The 13,519-nt window shown below is 62.9% G+C and carries 13 protein-coding genes; 7 read left to right on the top strand and 6 right to left on the bottom strand.

What is annotated here, in order from left to right; all coding sequences use genetic code 11:
- Nucleotides 1-122: 122 nt before the first annotated feature.
- The 4 genes from ACQKP1_RS01320 to ACQKP1_RS01305 all read right to left on the bottom strand — a co-directional run bounded on the left by ACQKP1_RS01320 (nt 123) and on the right by ACQKP1_RS01305 (nt 4,684).
- The gene (locus ACQKP1_RS01320; protein ID WP_006725042.1) at nt 123-332 is read right to left on the bottom strand and encodes a cold-shock protein; all 210 of its coding nucleotides are present in this window, start codon (nt 330-332) and stop codon (nt 123-125) included.
- Between the two features lie 240 nt (nt 333-572).
- The gene (locus ACQKP1_RS01315; RefSeq protein WP_427273913.1) at nt 573-1,175 is read right to left on the bottom strand and encodes an NAD(P)H-dependent oxidoreductase; all 603 of its coding nucleotides are present in this window, start codon (nt 1,173-1,175) and stop codon (nt 573-575) included.
- Nucleotides 1,175-2,785, bottom strand: coding sequence for an exodeoxyribonuclease VII large subunit (gene xseA, locus ACQKP1_RS01310; protein WP_427273912.1), 1,611 nt, complete (start codon nt 2,783-2,785; stop codon nt 1,175-1,177). Before xseA ends, ACQKP1_RS01315 begins: the two co-directional genes overlap by 1 nt.
- A gap of 66 nt (nt 2,786-2,851) precedes the next feature.
- A complete protein-coding gene (locus tag ACQKP1_RS01305; protein ID WP_427273911.1) occupies nt 2,852-4,684 on the bottom strand; it encodes a hypothetical protein in 1,833 nt (610 codons plus the stop codon).
- Nucleotides 4,685-4,856: 172 nt separating this feature from the next.
- Here ACQKP1_RS01305 and ACQKP1_RS01300 point away from each other — a divergent pair, with 172 nt between their 5' ends.
- Both ACQKP1_RS01300 and ACQKP1_RS01295 read left to right on the top strand, forming a co-directional pair.
- A complete protein-coding gene (locus ACQKP1_RS01300) occupies nt 4,857-5,891 on the top strand; it encodes a glycosyltransferase (RefSeq protein ID WP_427273910.1) in 1,035 nt (344 codons plus the stop codon).
- Entirely contained in the window at nt 5,888-6,262 is a 375-nt protein-coding gene (locus ACQKP1_RS01295; RefSeq protein ID WP_427273909.1) for a GtrA family protein, read from the top strand. Before ACQKP1_RS01300 ends, ACQKP1_RS01295 begins: the two co-directional genes overlap by 4 nt.
- A gap of 15 nt (nt 6,263-6,277) precedes the next feature.
- Here ACQKP1_RS01295 and ACQKP1_RS01290 read toward each other — a convergent pair whose 3' ends face one another.
- Nucleotides 6,278-7,264: a Gfo/Idh/MocA family protein gene (locus ACQKP1_RS01290; protein WP_427273908.1), complete on the bottom strand. Its 987-nt coding sequence runs from the start codon at nt 7,262-7,264 to the stop codon at nt 6,278-6,280.
- 193 nt (nt 7,265-7,457) lie between these two features.
- Between ACQKP1_RS01290 and ACQKP1_RS01285 the strand changes: the two genes are divergently transcribed.
- From ACQKP1_RS01285 to ACQKP1_RS01270, 4 genes are all read left to right on the top strand, one after another.
- Nucleotides 7,458-8,018 (top strand): isochorismatase family protein, encoded by a 561-nt coding sequence (locus ACQKP1_RS01285; RefSeq protein WP_427273907.1) that lies wholly within the window; start codon nt 7,458-7,460, stop codon nt 8,016-8,018.
- An 11-nt stretch (nt 8,019-8,029) separates the two neighbouring features.
- Entirely contained in the window at nt 8,030-8,998 is a 969-nt protein-coding gene (locus tag ACQKP1_RS01280) for a GlxA family transcriptional regulator (protein ID WP_427273906.1), read from the top strand.
- Between the two features lie 172 nt (nt 8,999-9,170).
- A complete protein-coding gene (locus tag ACQKP1_RS01275; protein WP_427273905.1) occupies nt 9,171-10,121 on the top strand; it encodes an aldo/keto reductase in 951 nt (316 codons plus the stop codon).
- A gap of 2 nt (nt 10,122-10,123) precedes the next feature.
- Nucleotides 10,124-11,119 (top strand): aldo/keto reductase, encoded by a 996-nt coding sequence (locus tag ACQKP1_RS01270; RefSeq protein WP_427273904.1) that lies wholly within the window; start codon nt 10,124-10,126, stop codon nt 11,117-11,119.
- Nucleotides 11,120-11,128: 9 nt separating this feature from the next.
- Here the strand turns inward: ACQKP1_RS01270 and ACQKP1_RS01265 are convergent, their stop codons facing one another.
- The gene (locus tag ACQKP1_RS01265; protein WP_427273903.1) at nt 11,129-11,989 is read right to left on the bottom strand and encodes a DMT family transporter; all 861 of its coding nucleotides are present in this window, start codon (nt 11,987-11,989) and stop codon (nt 11,129-11,131) included.
- 161 nt (nt 11,990-12,150) lie between these two features.
- On the opposite strand from ACQKP1_RS01265, the gene ACQKP1_RS01260 reads away from it, so the two are divergent.
- A complete protein-coding gene (locus ACQKP1_RS01260) occupies nt 12,151-13,518 on the top strand; it encodes a PLP-dependent aminotransferase family protein (protein ID WP_427273902.1) in 1,368 nt (455 codons plus the stop codon).
- Nucleotide 13,519: the final 1 nt, after the last annotated feature.

Genomic DNA, 13,519 nt, shown 5'->3' with positions numbered 1-13,519 from the left:
CAGGAGGCTTGCCCATGTCGGGCAATAAAAAAAGGCCAGGCGAACCGCCTGACCTTCTGTGGGATCGTGCCTTCGACAGTGCCAGTACATCCGTGGTCAAAGGAAAGCGGATCCCGGATCTATCAGGCTGCCTGCAGGTTGCAGGCCGACATCTTGCCCGACTTGTTGTCGCGCTCCATGTCGTAAGCCAGCTTCTGGCCTTCAACGATTTCGCGCATGCCCGACCGTTCAACGGCAGAGATGTGAACGAAAGCGTCCGGGCCGCCGTTGTCAGGCTGAATGAAGCCGAAGCCCTTGGTGGAATTGAACCATTTTACTGTGCCAGTGGTCATGATGAACCCTTTCATAGCGCATAGAGTGCCCCAGCGCGGATGCGCTGCGGAGGTAACGATTTTTGAAAGAAGGTTCGACAGGGCGCAAATGATGCGCGGTAACCAAAGCTCAGCAAGCAAATATCGATGACCAATAGATAGACGCCTTCCTAATGAATGTCAACCATCGGTTTTCATTCCGACTCTAATCTCAATCAAAAGTGTAATTTGCGCGATTGCAACCGCATCCCGTTTTCTGCATCAAATGCTCGCGACGGCGGCCTTGAGTTTCACCAGGAAGCCTTTGCGCTTCTCTTCCGTCGCGCGGTCCATGTCGTGCAGCGCCAGCATGCGAAAATCGACGGACTTGGCGCAGAAGGCGGCCACACCGCGCTTCAGGATGCGTTTGACAGGATTGCCCATATAGAGATGAACCACCCACCACGGAGAACCGGTGGAGGTGACGACCCAGAAGCTCTTGATATGGGTCATCTGCGGCACGATCCGTCCGCCGGCCTTGTCGTGGTCGAAAGCGACGCCGGGCACGAAGATGCGGTCGATGAAGCCCTTCATGATGGCCGGCAGATTGAACCACCACTGCGGAAAGACGAGCACCAGCCCGTCGACTGCCTTCAGCCGCTCGACAATGCCTAAGACGTCTTCAGGTGATTGATAGCCCGGCTCCATATAGGCCGCCCGCTCGGCGGCCGTCAGGCGCGGGTCGAAGTTCTCGGCATAGAGATCGAGCAGGTCGACCTGATGGCCCTTTGCTTCCAGCGTTTGCACCACGGCCCGTGCGGCAGACGCGGCGAAGCTCTCCGGCAGGGGATGGGCGAGCACGACGAGGAACCGTCGGGCGACCATCAGAAGAGGCTTCCCTGCCCGGCGGGCGGCTCGCTCTTGCGGGCCGGTTTGGATGCTGCTGCTGGGCGGGCCGGCTGCGGGGCCGACGGTTCCGGCGGGGACACGCCCTCGCCAGCAACGGCATCTACTCGCCCATCGGCGAATTCGATCGCGATCGCCTGGCCATGCGACAGTCCGTCGGCGCGCGAAACCGGGCGATCATTCTCGTCGCGAATCACGGCATAACCGCGCGCCAGTACGTTCTTGTAGGAGAGTGACTGCAGCACGCGGTCCTGCGACACCAACGACTGTCGGGCGCGGCGCAGGTCGTTGACAACGGCGCTGTCAGCACGGCGACCAAGGCTCTCCAGCCGATCCTTCGAACGCTCCGTCATCGCCTTAAGCCGCGCTGGCACTGCCGTCAGCGTTGCATCGAAGCGGCCGAGGCGCGATTTGTTGCGTTCGATCAGCCGCTCGATGACGCGTTCAGCGCGCACGACATTTTCCGACAGCTTCTGCTTACGCTCCATCAGCCGGCGTGCCAGCATATCAGGCGAGAGCTTGGCCGCGGCGCGTTCGAAGCTGCGGCGCTTGTTCATGGTGTTGAGTTCGAGGCTGCGCCCGAGACCGGAAGCCGCCTCGTCGAAGCGTCGGCGCGGCAGAGCCAGCAACTGGTCGAGCGAAGGCAGCGCCCGCACGAGGCTGCGGAGGTTCTGACGGCGATTGTCCATCTGCCTGACCATGGCGCCGGAGAGACGGGCAGACAGTGTAGCCACCTGCGCCTCGAGATCGGCCTTCACGGGCACGGCCATTTCCGCCGCCCCCGTCGGGGTCGGGGCGCGTACGTCTGCCGCATAGTCGATCAGCGTCCAGTCGGTTTCGTGGCCGACGGCCGAGATCAGCGGAATGCTGCTCACAGCCGCCGCGCGGACCACCGCCTCATCATTGAAGCTCCAGAGGTCCTCGAGACTGCCGCCGCCGCGCGCGACGATCAGCACATCCGGTCGCGGCATCGGCCCACCGGGCTGCAGCGCATTGAAGCCGTGGATGGCGTTCGCCACCTCGTCGCCGGAGCCCTCACCCTGAACCTTTACCGGCCAGACCAGCACATGCACGGGGAAGCGGTCGGAGATGCGGTGCAGGATATCGCGGATGACGGCGCCCGTTGGCGAAGTGACGACGCCGATCACCTTGGGCAGGAAAGGCAAGAGCTGCTTGCGGGCGGGGTCGAACAGGCCTTCCGCCGTAAAGCGCCGCTTACGCTCTTCGATCAGCGCCATCAGTGCGCCGGCACCGGCCGGCTCCATCTGCTCGATGACGATCTGGTATTTCGACGAACCCGGAAAGGTCGTGACCTTGCCGGTGGCGATCACCTCCATCCCCTCTTCCGGGCGATATTTTAGCCTGGAGAAGGAGCCCTTCCAGATCACCGCATCAATGCGGGCCTTGTCGTCCTTCAGGCTGAAATAGGCATGGCCAGAGGAATGCGGTCCGCGATAACCGGAGATTTCGCCGCGCACCCGCACATGGTCGAAGGATGTTTCGATGGTGCGCTTGATCGAGCCCGAAAGCTCCGAAACGGAAAATTCGGTAAGGTTCGTCGGCGAATCGTTGTCGAAGAAATTGCTCATGCCCCTTCCCTAGCGGAAAACGGGGCCAAGATCAGCCCAAAGCACCCGTCATCAAGCGCTTTCCGCTCACGGCAGGTCCACCCGGTAAATCTGCATCCCGGAAGCGCCTTCAACGGGCGCTGGCTTTAGGAAAGCGGGCACCTCCCCCTTCATCATGCCGGCATAGAGCCCGTCGACTTTCGTTGAGGCGATAGTCTGTGTGGGCGTAAGGTCCGGGCAGAAAACCAGGATCGTCGCCCCGGCGCCGCGCAGAAAGGCGGCGGCCTCCTCCGGCTCGGCCAGCCCCACATGCAGTTCCGTCAGCATGCCACCCTGATTGCGGTGGTAGGGGCCGGACAGGACGCGGTGGCGGGTGAAACGCAAAATTTCCGGGCCCATATCAACCGCCGCCACGACAACGCCGTCAGGCAGGCGGTTCAGAGCCGCAAATCCTGCCGGCGCGTCACAGGCCGGCTTGGCCCCAGCCATGGTGGCCGGTGTCTGGGCAATCCCCTTCATCCGGTTGGTCACACCCGCTGTTCCCTCAACGAAGAGCACGCCGAACAGCGCCCAGGCGCTCGGCACGGACAGGAAGGCGGCGAGCGCAAAAACCAGGCCTGTGCCAAGCTGCTGCGGCTCCTCGCGCGCCTTGCGCCTCAGCTCACCGATCAAAAGCGCCAGCGGCGGGATCGCGAGCAAATTGGCGAAAATCGCTCCGCGCACCTGAATCAGCGCTATGACGAAAGAGACCGCGATCATACCGAGCATGATCGCGTGGGGGCGTACTCGGTCCCTCTTAACGATGCGGAACAGGCAGACGCCAATGGCGAAGAAACCGACGGCGTAGAAGCCTCCAAAGGCTGCGGGGTCCTTGTCGAGTTGATCGAGGAAGGACTGGGCCTCGATGACGCCGGAAAGCCAGAGCGTGTGCAACAATGGATCGAGTTCGTTCAGCGGGTTCTGCAGGCATTGCGGCGCGATCGTCACTGTGCCGGCCAGCACCAGGGCGCCGGTCACGCCGATCGCCGCAATCCGCAACCGACGATCGCCCATGCCCGGAACCTGCGTGGCAACGAAGAGGGACGCCGCGCCGATGCCAACGACCGCATAGAAGCCAACCGAAAGGCTGTCGCAGGTCACCACCGCATACTGGACCGATGGCACGGTGGCGAAGAACATGGCAGACAGGCTGACCAGAAGCGTTAGCGAGAAGGCGCGCGCGGCCCTCGCATAAACCTCACCCTCGAGCGCCCAGAGGATGCCGACGGTGGCACAGACGGTCGCCACCAAGGGCGTGGTCTCGGCGCCGATGGCGATCGCGAGTGCTGCTGCGAGGCCGCCGAGCGCATGACCAACGAGTCCACGCGCCGGATCGACCAGGCCCGCAGCCATGGTCGCGACCAGAACCAGCTGGACATTGTGATGGTCGATCGAGCCCGGCAAGAAGCGGTTGCCGGTGACGACAAAGACCGCCGTCAACATCAGCGCCAGATGCATGGTGACATCATCGCCCATGCGGCGGGCGGCGACGGCGACCGCCGCCATCAGCGGCAGAACGAGAAAGAAAGGCCAGACGATCAGCGCCAGTGCTTCGGCCTGCTCCATCGGCACCAGCTGGGCGAACAGGCGGATCAGCAGCGCAATCGGCAGATCGATCAGGCGGGACCAATGCATCAGCGTGCCGCCGTCGAGTCCCAGCCGATACTGCGTGAGGTCGAACCAGGACTGACCGGCAAGAAGGTCACGCACCTGCACGAGACGCAGGACATCGTCGTTGTCGGCTCCGACATAGTCGCTTGCGGCCGGCAGGTTGAGCGCAGCCAGCACCACCATGGTCACGATACCGTAAACCAGCGCCCAGAAAAGGAGCGGGCGCGGCGCCCGGGCTTTCGACGCGCCAGGCAAGGTGATGTCGGCCATGCTTCGTCAAACCTCCGGGTCCGTCTGAGGCGCTTCCTTCCAGGAAAACAACCGGCAGACCGTATTTCAAACACTGCGGTGGCCTGAAACCTAGCCTTAACCTTCTCAAGAAATAGTAAAACCAATGGTGGCCTAAGGCTGCCCAAACCCCAGCGCTTCAGAGCAGGTCCCGATGAGCCAGCAGGCCAGCCCTTCCCTCGACATCGCCGTTCTCCTGCCCTGCTACAACGAGGCGGCAACGATCGGCCAAGTGGTGAGCGATTTCCGTGCGGCCCTGCCCGAGGCGAAGATCTATGTCTACGACAACAACTCGACCGACGGCACCGCGCTGAAAGCCATGCTCGCGGGCGCCACCGTCGTGCGCGAACGCCGCCAGGGCAAGGGCCATGTGGTGCGCCGCATGTTCTGCGATATCGATGCCGACATTTACATCATGGCCGATGGCGACGGGACATATGGCCCTGCAGATGCCGAGGAGCTGATCCGCACGCTGATCACCGAACGTGTCGACATGGTGGTCGGCACCCGACGCGGGGTGCATGACGACGCCGGTCGCCAGGGCCATGCCTTCGGCAACCGACTGTTCAACCAACTTTACCGCGTGCTGTTCGGCAATGATTTCACCGACATCCTCTCCGGCTACCGCGCCTTTTCGCGCCGCTACGTGAAGAGCTTTCCCGCCGTTTCCGCCGGCTTCGAAATCGAGACGGAAATGTCCGTGCACGCCTCGCGGCTGAAGCTTCCGGTCTGCGAGATCGAACTCGACTACGGACGCCGGCCGGAAGGCTCGCATTCCAAGCTTTCGACCTTCAAGGATGGCTTCAAGATCCTCTGGATGTTCGCCATGCTCATGAAGGAAACGCGACCTTTCGCCTTTTTCGGCCTGATCGCGGCCGGCCTGATGGGTGTCAGCCTCGCGGCCATGGCGCCCGTTCTCTACGAATTCTTCACTACCGGGCTCGTCTCGCGCATGCCGACCTGGATCGGTGCCATGGCGCTGATGATGATGTCCTTCCTGTCGTTCACGGCAGCGCTCATTCTCGATTCGCTCGCGCGCTCCAGGGCCGAGCAGCTGAGGATCCATTATCTGACGCTGCCGGCACTTGCACCTTCGACTTACGCCAAGGAGCCGGCAACGGAAGTCGGGAAACCGCGGCGTGAACGGTCGTCGAAGGTTTCGACAAAGGACGCATCGCGGGCGGCATGAGAAAGTTTCTGCGCTTCGCCATCGTCGGCGCTACCGGCTTCCTTGTGGATGGCGGTGTGCTCTGGCTGTTCCTGAGCTTCACGCCAATCGGCCCGTTCGCCGGCCGGATCGGCGCGATTGCCGTTGCCATGACCACGACCTGGCTTCTGAACCGGCACTTCACCTTCGGCGCATCGAAGCGCTCAGTGGTCAGTGAAGGCTTTCGCTACGGCTTTATCGGTGTCGTGACGTCGCTGATCAATTACGGGGTCTACGCCCTGCTCCTGATCGGCGCACCGCTGCTCAGCCCCTATGCCGCACTGGTCTTTGCCTCCATCGCGGCCATGCTGTTCAGCTTCTTCGGCTATTCGCGCTACGTCTTCAGACGCTGACGGGTAAGCGGTTGGTTAGACCGGTTCCCAACCGTCCTTCTCGGCGGCGCGGTAGATCGCGTCGATCAGCTTCTGGTTCGCCTTGGAGTTCTCCAGCGTGACGACCTCCCCCTCGGTGCCGGTCACGGCGCGGGCAAATGCCTCTGCCTCCAGCTTGTACTGGCGGCTGTCGGGGAAGCGGAAGATCTGCGAAACGTTGTGACCGCGATTGGTGAGCTCCACTTCCTCGGCGCCCCAGCGGTCGGCGTTGAAGGGCGACTTCACCTCGATGAAACCGTCCGTGCCATGGAAGACCATCAGCTGGCGGTTGGCCATCTGGGTCGAGACGTAGAAGTTCAGCTCGAAGTCGGCAAAATCCGCCTTCACACTCGCATAGATGTCTGTGCCGAAATCTGGATCGCGCTCGATCGTCGACTGGACGCGCACCGGCTCCTTGCCCGTGACGAAACGAGTGGTGATCGTCGGGTAAACACCGATATCCGGCAGGGCGCCACCGCCGAGTTCCGGGATGTTGCGCATGTTGCCGGGATCGCGATTGAAGTAGGTGAACGAACCCTGGACCATCTTCAGCGTGCCAATAGCGCCTTCAGCCAGCAGTTCGCGGACCTTCAGCCAGACCGGCGCGTAGGTCACCATATAGGCTTCCGTGATCAGCACCTTGTTGCGCTCGCGGGCCGCGATGATCTCGTCGATCTCTTCAGCCTTGAGCGCGATCGGCTTTTCGCAGAGCACATGCTTGCCGGCGTCGGCGGCCTTGATCGCCCACTCGACATGCTGCGAGGTCGGCAGCGGTATGTAGACTGCATCGATGACGTCGGAGGCCAGCATTTCCTCATAGGAGCCAAAGGCATGCGGCACCGAAAATCGATCGGCCATCTCGCGCGCACGGCTGAGATCGCGGCTGGCGATTGCCGTCACCACGGCGTTTTCGGCATCCTGGATGGCCGGCACGACAAGCTCGCGACCGATCTTGGCCGTCGACAGAATTCCAAAACGCAGCATCTTTATTCCTCCTCGAAAATGTCGCGGCGGACATTAGGCGAAGCACAGGCGGGGCGCAACGGGTTGTCAGACAATCTGCCTGCGCGGACAGAAACGCGAATGGCCGAATATGTCCCATCTTCGTCCGGGCCGCGCATGGTGTCCTGAATGCGGGGACATATGCTAGATGTCATCGCAACGACAGGAGACGAATATGTCCGCTCATGACACTGCCCTCATCGTGATCGACGTCCAGGAAAGCTTTCGCCAGGCGCCCTATTGGGACGCGTCGGAACTCCCCGCTTACCTTTCCAGGCAGCAGGCGCTGATCGATGGCGCGAAGGCCGCCGGCATGCCGGTGGTCCAGATCTTCCATGTCGACAGTGACGAGGCCTTCACACTCGAAAGCGGGCTGGTTCGTGCGCTCGAAGAAATCAGCATCGCGCCTGACGCCACCTACCACAAGAGCGTGCATTCGGCGCTTGTCGATACCGGGCTTGAAGCCTGGCTGCGGGAAAATGGTATCCGCCGGTTGATCGTTTCCGGCATTCGCACCGAGCAGTGCTGCGAGACGACCACCCGCCACGCCTCCGATCTCGGTTTCGAAGTCGACTTCGTGACAGAAGCGACGTTGACCTTCCCGATGACGCATCCGTCCGGTCGCATCTTCACAGCCGAGGATATCCGCGTGCGGACCGAACTCGTGCTGGCTGGGCGGTTTGCCCGGATCGTTACCGTCGAGCAGGCGCTTGCGCCGCTGTCGGACGCCGCCTGAGACCCGCCTCGATGGACGTGATCCCGGTCTTCATCCTCGTTCCGCCCGACACGCTGCTGATCGACATCGCCGGTCCGCTGGAGGTGCTGCGCTATGCGAACGGAGAACAGGACCGGGTTCGCTTCGACTATCGCTACATATCGGCGCAATCACGGCAGCAGACCTCAATCGGGCTCATAATCGACGGTCTCGACCCCCTGCCCGAGACGCTGCCTGACAATGCGATCCTTGTCATTTCCGGCAGCCTTACCGTCGGCACAAAAGAGATCGCACGGGAGGCCGAACTGAAGATACTGACGCGTTGGCTCGCCCACACGGTCAGGCCGGACACGCGGCTCGTGACCATCTGCTCCGGCGCACTGCTTGCTGCGGCAGCCGGACTGATGGAGGGCTATCAATGCACTACGCACGCAGATTGCCTCGACGAACTCCAGGCACTTGCCCCAACGGCGAGTGTTCTGGAGAACCGGCTTTATGTCGAAGACGGCAACCGCTTTTCGAGCGCCGGCATCTCGACCGGCATTGACCTCATGCTGCATCTCGTCAGCCGCTTCGCCTCGCCGCAGGCAGCCCTTGCCGCCGCCCGCAAGATGGTCATCTATCTGCGTCGCAGTGGCCAGGATCCACAAATGTCTCCCTGGCTTTCGGGCCGCAACCATATCCATCCGGCGATCCACCGCGCACAGGATGCGATCATGGCGGATCCCGCCCGCGATTGGTCCTTGCCGGGGCTCGCCGGTATCGCGCATTTGAGCGAACGGCATCTGTCACGCCTCTTCCGGGAGCATGTCGGTCAGTCGGTCGTCGATTACGTCAACCTCATGCGCGTGACGCTGGCGCAGGAATTGCTCGTGCAAAGCAGGCTCGACATGGAGAGCCTCGCTTTGCGCGCAGGCTTTGCCTCCTCGCGCCACATGCGCCGGGTCTTTGCCCAGCATCACGGCCTGTCGCCCAGCGCGTTTCGCAAGACTGCGGACTGAAAGCGGCAGCGACACTGGAAAGCCGCGTTGCGAGACCCATATCGAGGTCGAGCGCGGGCGTCCCGACAATCCCGCTTCAGAACCCATCAACGCTTTTGAATGGTGCCCATGCCTAACGCTTGGTAGCGTCGTGTTCCAGTTCCCCTCCCCCGATCCCTTTCGAGGCTTTCCCATGCAGAAACGTGCTCTCGGCCGCACCGGCCTTTCGATCGCTCCCGTCGTGCTCGGCGGCAATGTCTTTGGCTGGACGGCCGACGAGAAGACGTCGTTTTCCATTCTCGACCGTTTCTTCGAGGCCGGCTTCAACACGATCGATACCGCCGACATGTATTCGCTCTGGGCCGAGGGCAATGTCGGCGGGGAGAGCGAGACGATCATCGGCAATTGGCTGAAGCGCGGTGGCGTGAAGCGCGAGGATGCCGTCATCGTCACCAAGGTCGGCGCCGATCTCGGGGGCAAGAAGCGAGGCCTCAGCGCCCGCCGCATAGCAGAGGCCGTCGAGGATTCGCTGCGCCGTTTGCAGACTGATTATATCGACCTTTATCTCGCCCATTGGCCCGACGCCGAAACGGATGACGAGGAAAGCCTTGCCGCCTTCGGCAAGCTCAAGGATGAAGGCAAGGTGCGCGCAATCGGTTGCTCGAACCTCGATGCCGAACAGCTGCAGGCGACCTTTGATGCGGCAGCTAAGGCCGGCGTCGGCCGCTATGACGTGATCCAGCCGGAATACAATCTCTACACCCGCTCGAAATTCGAGGGGGATCTCGCAGAGCTCTGCCAGCGCGAGGAGATCGGCGTGATCACCTATTATGCGCTGGCCTCCGGTTTCCTCACCGGCAAATATCGCAGCGCTGCCGATACCGAGGGCAAGGCGCGGGGTGAAGACATGGAGCCCTATCTCAACACGCGCGGCTTCGATATACTGGGCGTTCTCGACCAGGTGGCGGCTGAAACCGGCACCAGTCCGGCAACCGTCGCGATCGCCTGGATCGCCGCACAGCCCGGCGTGACCGCTCCGATCGCGTCCGCCACCAGCCTGCGCCAGCTCGAGAGCCTGATCGCGGCCGGCAAACTGGAGCTGACGACCGCGCAGATGAACCAACTCAATCAGGCCGGAGCATGATCATGAAGACCCGCAAACTCGGCACGCTCACCACCTCGACCATTGGCCTCGGCTGCATGGGCATGAGCCATGGCTATGGCACCAATATTGGCGAGGCGGCGGCGCAAACGCTGTTCGACCACGCGGTGGAACGTGGCGTCACCTTCTTCGACACGGCGGAGGTCTATGGCCCCTTCACCAATGAGGAATTGGTTGGCAAGGGCTTACGCAAGCATCGCGACCTGGTGGTGATCGCCACCAAGTTCGGCTTCACCATCGGCGACGAGGCCAAGGCCGCGCGTCCCTCCGGCCTCGACAGCCGGCCGGAGCATGTGCGGGCCGTCGCCGAGGCGTCGCTGAAGCGGCTCGGCGTCGAGGTCATCGACCTCTTCTACCAGCATCGCGTCGATCCCGATGTCGCGATCGAGGAGACCGTCGGCGCCATGGCTGACCTCGTCAAAGAGGGCAAGGTAAAGGCGCTTGGCCTGTCCGAAGCGAGTGCCGCGACGCTGCGCCGGGCGCATGCCGTGCATCCGATCTCCGCCATTCAGAGCGAATATTCGCTGTGGACCCGCGATCCTGAAACCAACGGCGTGCTCGAAACCTGCCGTGAGCTCGGCATCGGCTTCGTACCCTTTTCGCCGCTCGGCCGAGGCATGCTGACGGGTGCCTTGAAGGATCTCTCCAAGCTCGGCGAAAACGACTTCCGCCGTGGTCTGCCGCGCTTCGATCAGGAGAATTTCGACGCCAATCTGGCGCTCGTCACAGCGCTCGAAACCATGGCGGCGGAGAAGGGCGTGAAGCCCGGCCAGCTGGCACTTGCCTGGGTACTCGCCCAGGGCGATTTCATCGTGCCGATCCCGGGCACGACCAAGATCGCCAATCTCGACAGCAATATCGATGCGACCGGGATCACGCTCTCGGCCGAAGACCTCGCCACGCTTTCGGCCGTGGTGTCGCCCGACAAGGTCTCCGGCGCACGGTATGGCGAGGCCATGGCCAAGATGGCGGGACGCTAAAAGTCTTCCTCAAGCAAAGCGCCGGCTACCCGCCACGCAGAGCACCACGAGCAGGGCTGTCGCCAGCATGGGAAGGCTGACCTTCTCATGCAACAGGCCTGCGGCCAGCACGAAACCGAGAAAGGGCTGCAGCAGTTGCAGCTGCCCTACCGAGGCGATGCCGCCCAGCGCCAGGCCGCGATACCAGAAGATGAAGCCGATCATCATGCTGAACAGCGAAACGTAAGCGAGAGCCAACCAGCCTGACATCGATACGGCGCCAAGATCCTGCGGCAGTGTCCAAAGCGCGAGTGGCAGCATCACCGGCAGCGACAGCACCAGCGCCCAGCTGATCACCTGCCAGCCACCCAGCCGACGCGACAGCCGCGCACCCTCGGCATAACCCAGGCCGCAGGCAAGGATCGCCGCGATCATCAGCCCGGCACCCGCAATAGCCATGTCCGCAGTCGTCGAGAACGCAAAACCCGCGACCAGTGCCGCACCGGTCATGGAGAACATCCAGAAGACTACCGAAGGGCGTTCCCCCGCCCGCAAGACGCCGAACAGCGCGGTACAAAGCGGTAGCAATCCGATGAAGACCATAGACTGGGCGGAGTTGATGCTTCGCAGCGCGAGCGCCGTCAGCAGCGGAAAACCGACCACGACGCCGAGGGCGACGACCGCCAACGGCAACAGATCCCTGCGCAGGGGGCGCTTCTCCCGTATCGCGATCAGCAGGGCAGCTCCCAGAAGTGCCGCGATCACGGCGCGCGCCGAGGTCAGAAACAGCGGGGCGAAATCGACAATCCCCACCCGCGTTGCCGGCAGCGAGCCGCTGAAGATCAGCACGCCGATGAAACCACTCGCCCAGGCTTTCCAAGACGTCGTCATTTTCGTCTCCATTTGTCTGACCTCCCCTATCGCGCGGAGGGGCTGGCGCATCCAGAGACGGATCGATACAATCTGGCCAAACTGTACTGATGACGAAGGCCATACAGATGAACGAGCACGTTCAACCACCGGAGCTGCCGGCCTCAAGGACGGCGCAGGTCATGGCAAACATTCGCAGCCGCATCGGCTCGGGCCAACTGGTCCCCAACGACCGATTGCCCTCGATCCGCCGGCTGGCTGTGGAGCTTTCGGTATCGCCCTCCACCGTCGTCGAAGCATATGACCGGCTGGCCGCAGAAGGGTTGATCCGCCCGCGCCCGGGCTCCGGCTTCTTCGTCACCGAGGCCGGCCGCACGCCCGCACCCCTCGTCCAGCTTGAGCCACCTCGGCCGCCGGAGGTCGATCCCTTCTGGGTCGCGCGCCAGGCGCTCGATGCCGATCCCGGCACATCCAAGCCCGGCTGCGGCTGGCTGCCGCCGGACTGGATGCCGACTGCGCTTTTGCATGCCGGCATGCGCAACGTGCTGCGCCAGGCGGCAAGCCTCACCACCGATTACGGACCCTCGCGCGGCAGCGCTGGCCTCCGGCGCTTCGTCGAAACGCGGCTGCGTCAGCAGTCAATTCCGCTTTCCGAGGACCAGGTGCTGCTTGCCGGGTCCGCCACTCAGGCGCTCGATCTGGTCTGCCGGCTGCTGCTTCGTCCCGGCGACCGGGTGATCGTCGACGATCCCTGCTACTTCAATTTCCAGACGCTGCTCCGCGCCCATCAGGCATTCGCAATCCCCGTGCCCTATACTGAAAATGGCCCCGACATAGCCGCCTTCGAGGCCGCCGTCACCCGCGAGGCGCCGCGGCTTTATCTCACCAATTCCGGCCTGCACAATCCAACCGGGGCAACGCTCTCGCCGCAGATTGCCTTCCAGCTGCTTGGGATCATCGGGCGGTCGGACATGCTGGTCGTCGAGGACGATATATTCGCCGATTTCGAGCCGGAACCGGCGATCACACTGGCCACATTGGATGGGCTCTCCCGCGTTGTCCGCATCGGCAGCTTCTCCAAGACCATTTCCGCCTCGCTGCGCACCGGCTTCCTCGCCGCCGATCCCGAGCGCATCCGCTTGCTCACGGACCTTCAGATCGCCATACAGTTCGGCGGTCCAAGCCAGGTCGCGACCGAAGCGATCCATGGCGTGCTATCGAGCGGCGGCTATCGCAAACATCTCGACCAATTGCATCGCCGCCTCGATACGGAACGACGCGTGGTCTCAAGCCGTCTCGGCGAACTCGGCATCGAACCCGTGCTCATGCCCCGCGGCGGCCCCTATCTCTGGTGCCGCATGCCCGATGGCGTTAGCTCAACCGCGCTTGCCCAGGCCGCCCTGCGCCAGGGCGTGGTGCTCGCGCCCGGCAATGTCTTCAGCCCCTCGCTGTCATCGGACGATTTCATGCGCTTCAACGTCGCGCATATGGGCGATGCGCGCCCGTTTCGGGTGCTGGAACGGGCGTTGAAGACCTTGGCAAACCCGTGAA

The sequence above is a fragment of the Allorhizobium sp. NPDC080224 genome, assembly GCF_050281005.1.
GTDB lineage: Bacteria > Pseudomonadota > Alphaproteobacteria > Rhizobiales > Rhizobiaceae > Allorhizobium.
The sequence above is the reverse complement of the archived record's forward strand: the minus strand, read 5'-3'. Positions and strand labels throughout refer to the sequence as shown.

What these genes read in the sequence shown, in the direction of transcription:
- ACQKP1_RS01320 (WP_006725042.1), bottom strand. Translation starts at nt 332, where the DNA reads ATGACCACTGGCACAGTAAAATGGTTCAATTCCACCAAGGGCTTCGGC.
- ACQKP1_RS01315 (WP_427273913.1), bottom strand. Translation starts at nt 1,175, where the DNA reads ATGGTCGCCCGACGGTTCCTCGTCGTGCTCGCCCATCCCCTGCCGGAG.
- xseA (WP_427273912.1), bottom strand. Translation starts at nt 2,785, where the DNA reads ATGAGCAATTTCTTCGACAACGATTCGCCGACGAACCTTACCGAATTT.
- ACQKP1_RS01305 (WP_427273911.1), bottom strand. Translation starts at nt 4,684, where the DNA reads ATGGCCGACATCACCTTGCCTGGCGCGTCGAAAGCCCGGGCGCCGCGC.
- ACQKP1_RS01300 (WP_427273910.1), top strand. Translation starts at nt 4,857, where the DNA reads ATGAGCCAGCAGGCCAGCCCTTCCCTCGACATCGCCGTTCTCCTGCCC.
- ACQKP1_RS01295 (WP_427273909.1), top strand. Translation starts at nt 5,888, where the DNA reads ATGAGAAAGTTTCTGCGCTTCGCCATCGTCGGCGCTACCGGCTTCCTT.
- ACQKP1_RS01290 (WP_427273908.1), bottom strand. Translation starts at nt 7,264, where the DNA reads ATGCTGCGTTTTGGAATTCTGTCGACGGCCAAGATCGGTCGCGAGCTT.
- ACQKP1_RS01285 (WP_427273907.1), top strand. Translation starts at nt 7,458, where the DNA reads ATGTCCGCTCATGACACTGCCCTCATCGTGATCGACGTCCAGGAAAGC.
- ACQKP1_RS01280 (WP_427273906.1), top strand. Translation starts at nt 8,030, where the DNA reads ATGGACGTGATCCCGGTCTTCATCCTCGTTCCGCCCGACACGCTGCTG.
- ACQKP1_RS01275 (WP_427273905.1), top strand. Translation starts at nt 9,171, where the DNA reads ATGCAGAAACGTGCTCTCGGCCGCACCGGCCTTTCGATCGCTCCCGTC.
- ACQKP1_RS01270 (WP_427273904.1), top strand. Translation starts at nt 10,124, where the DNA reads ATGAAGACCCGCAAACTCGGCACGCTCACCACCTCGACCATTGGCCTC.
- ACQKP1_RS01265 (WP_427273903.1), bottom strand. Translation starts at nt 11,989, where the DNA reads ATGACGACGTCTTGGAAAGCCTGGGCGAGTGGTTTCATCGGCGTGCTG.
- ACQKP1_RS01260 (WP_427273902.1), top strand. Translation starts at nt 12,151, where the DNA reads ATGGCAAACATTCGCAGCCGCATCGGCTCGGGCCAACTGGTCCCCAAC.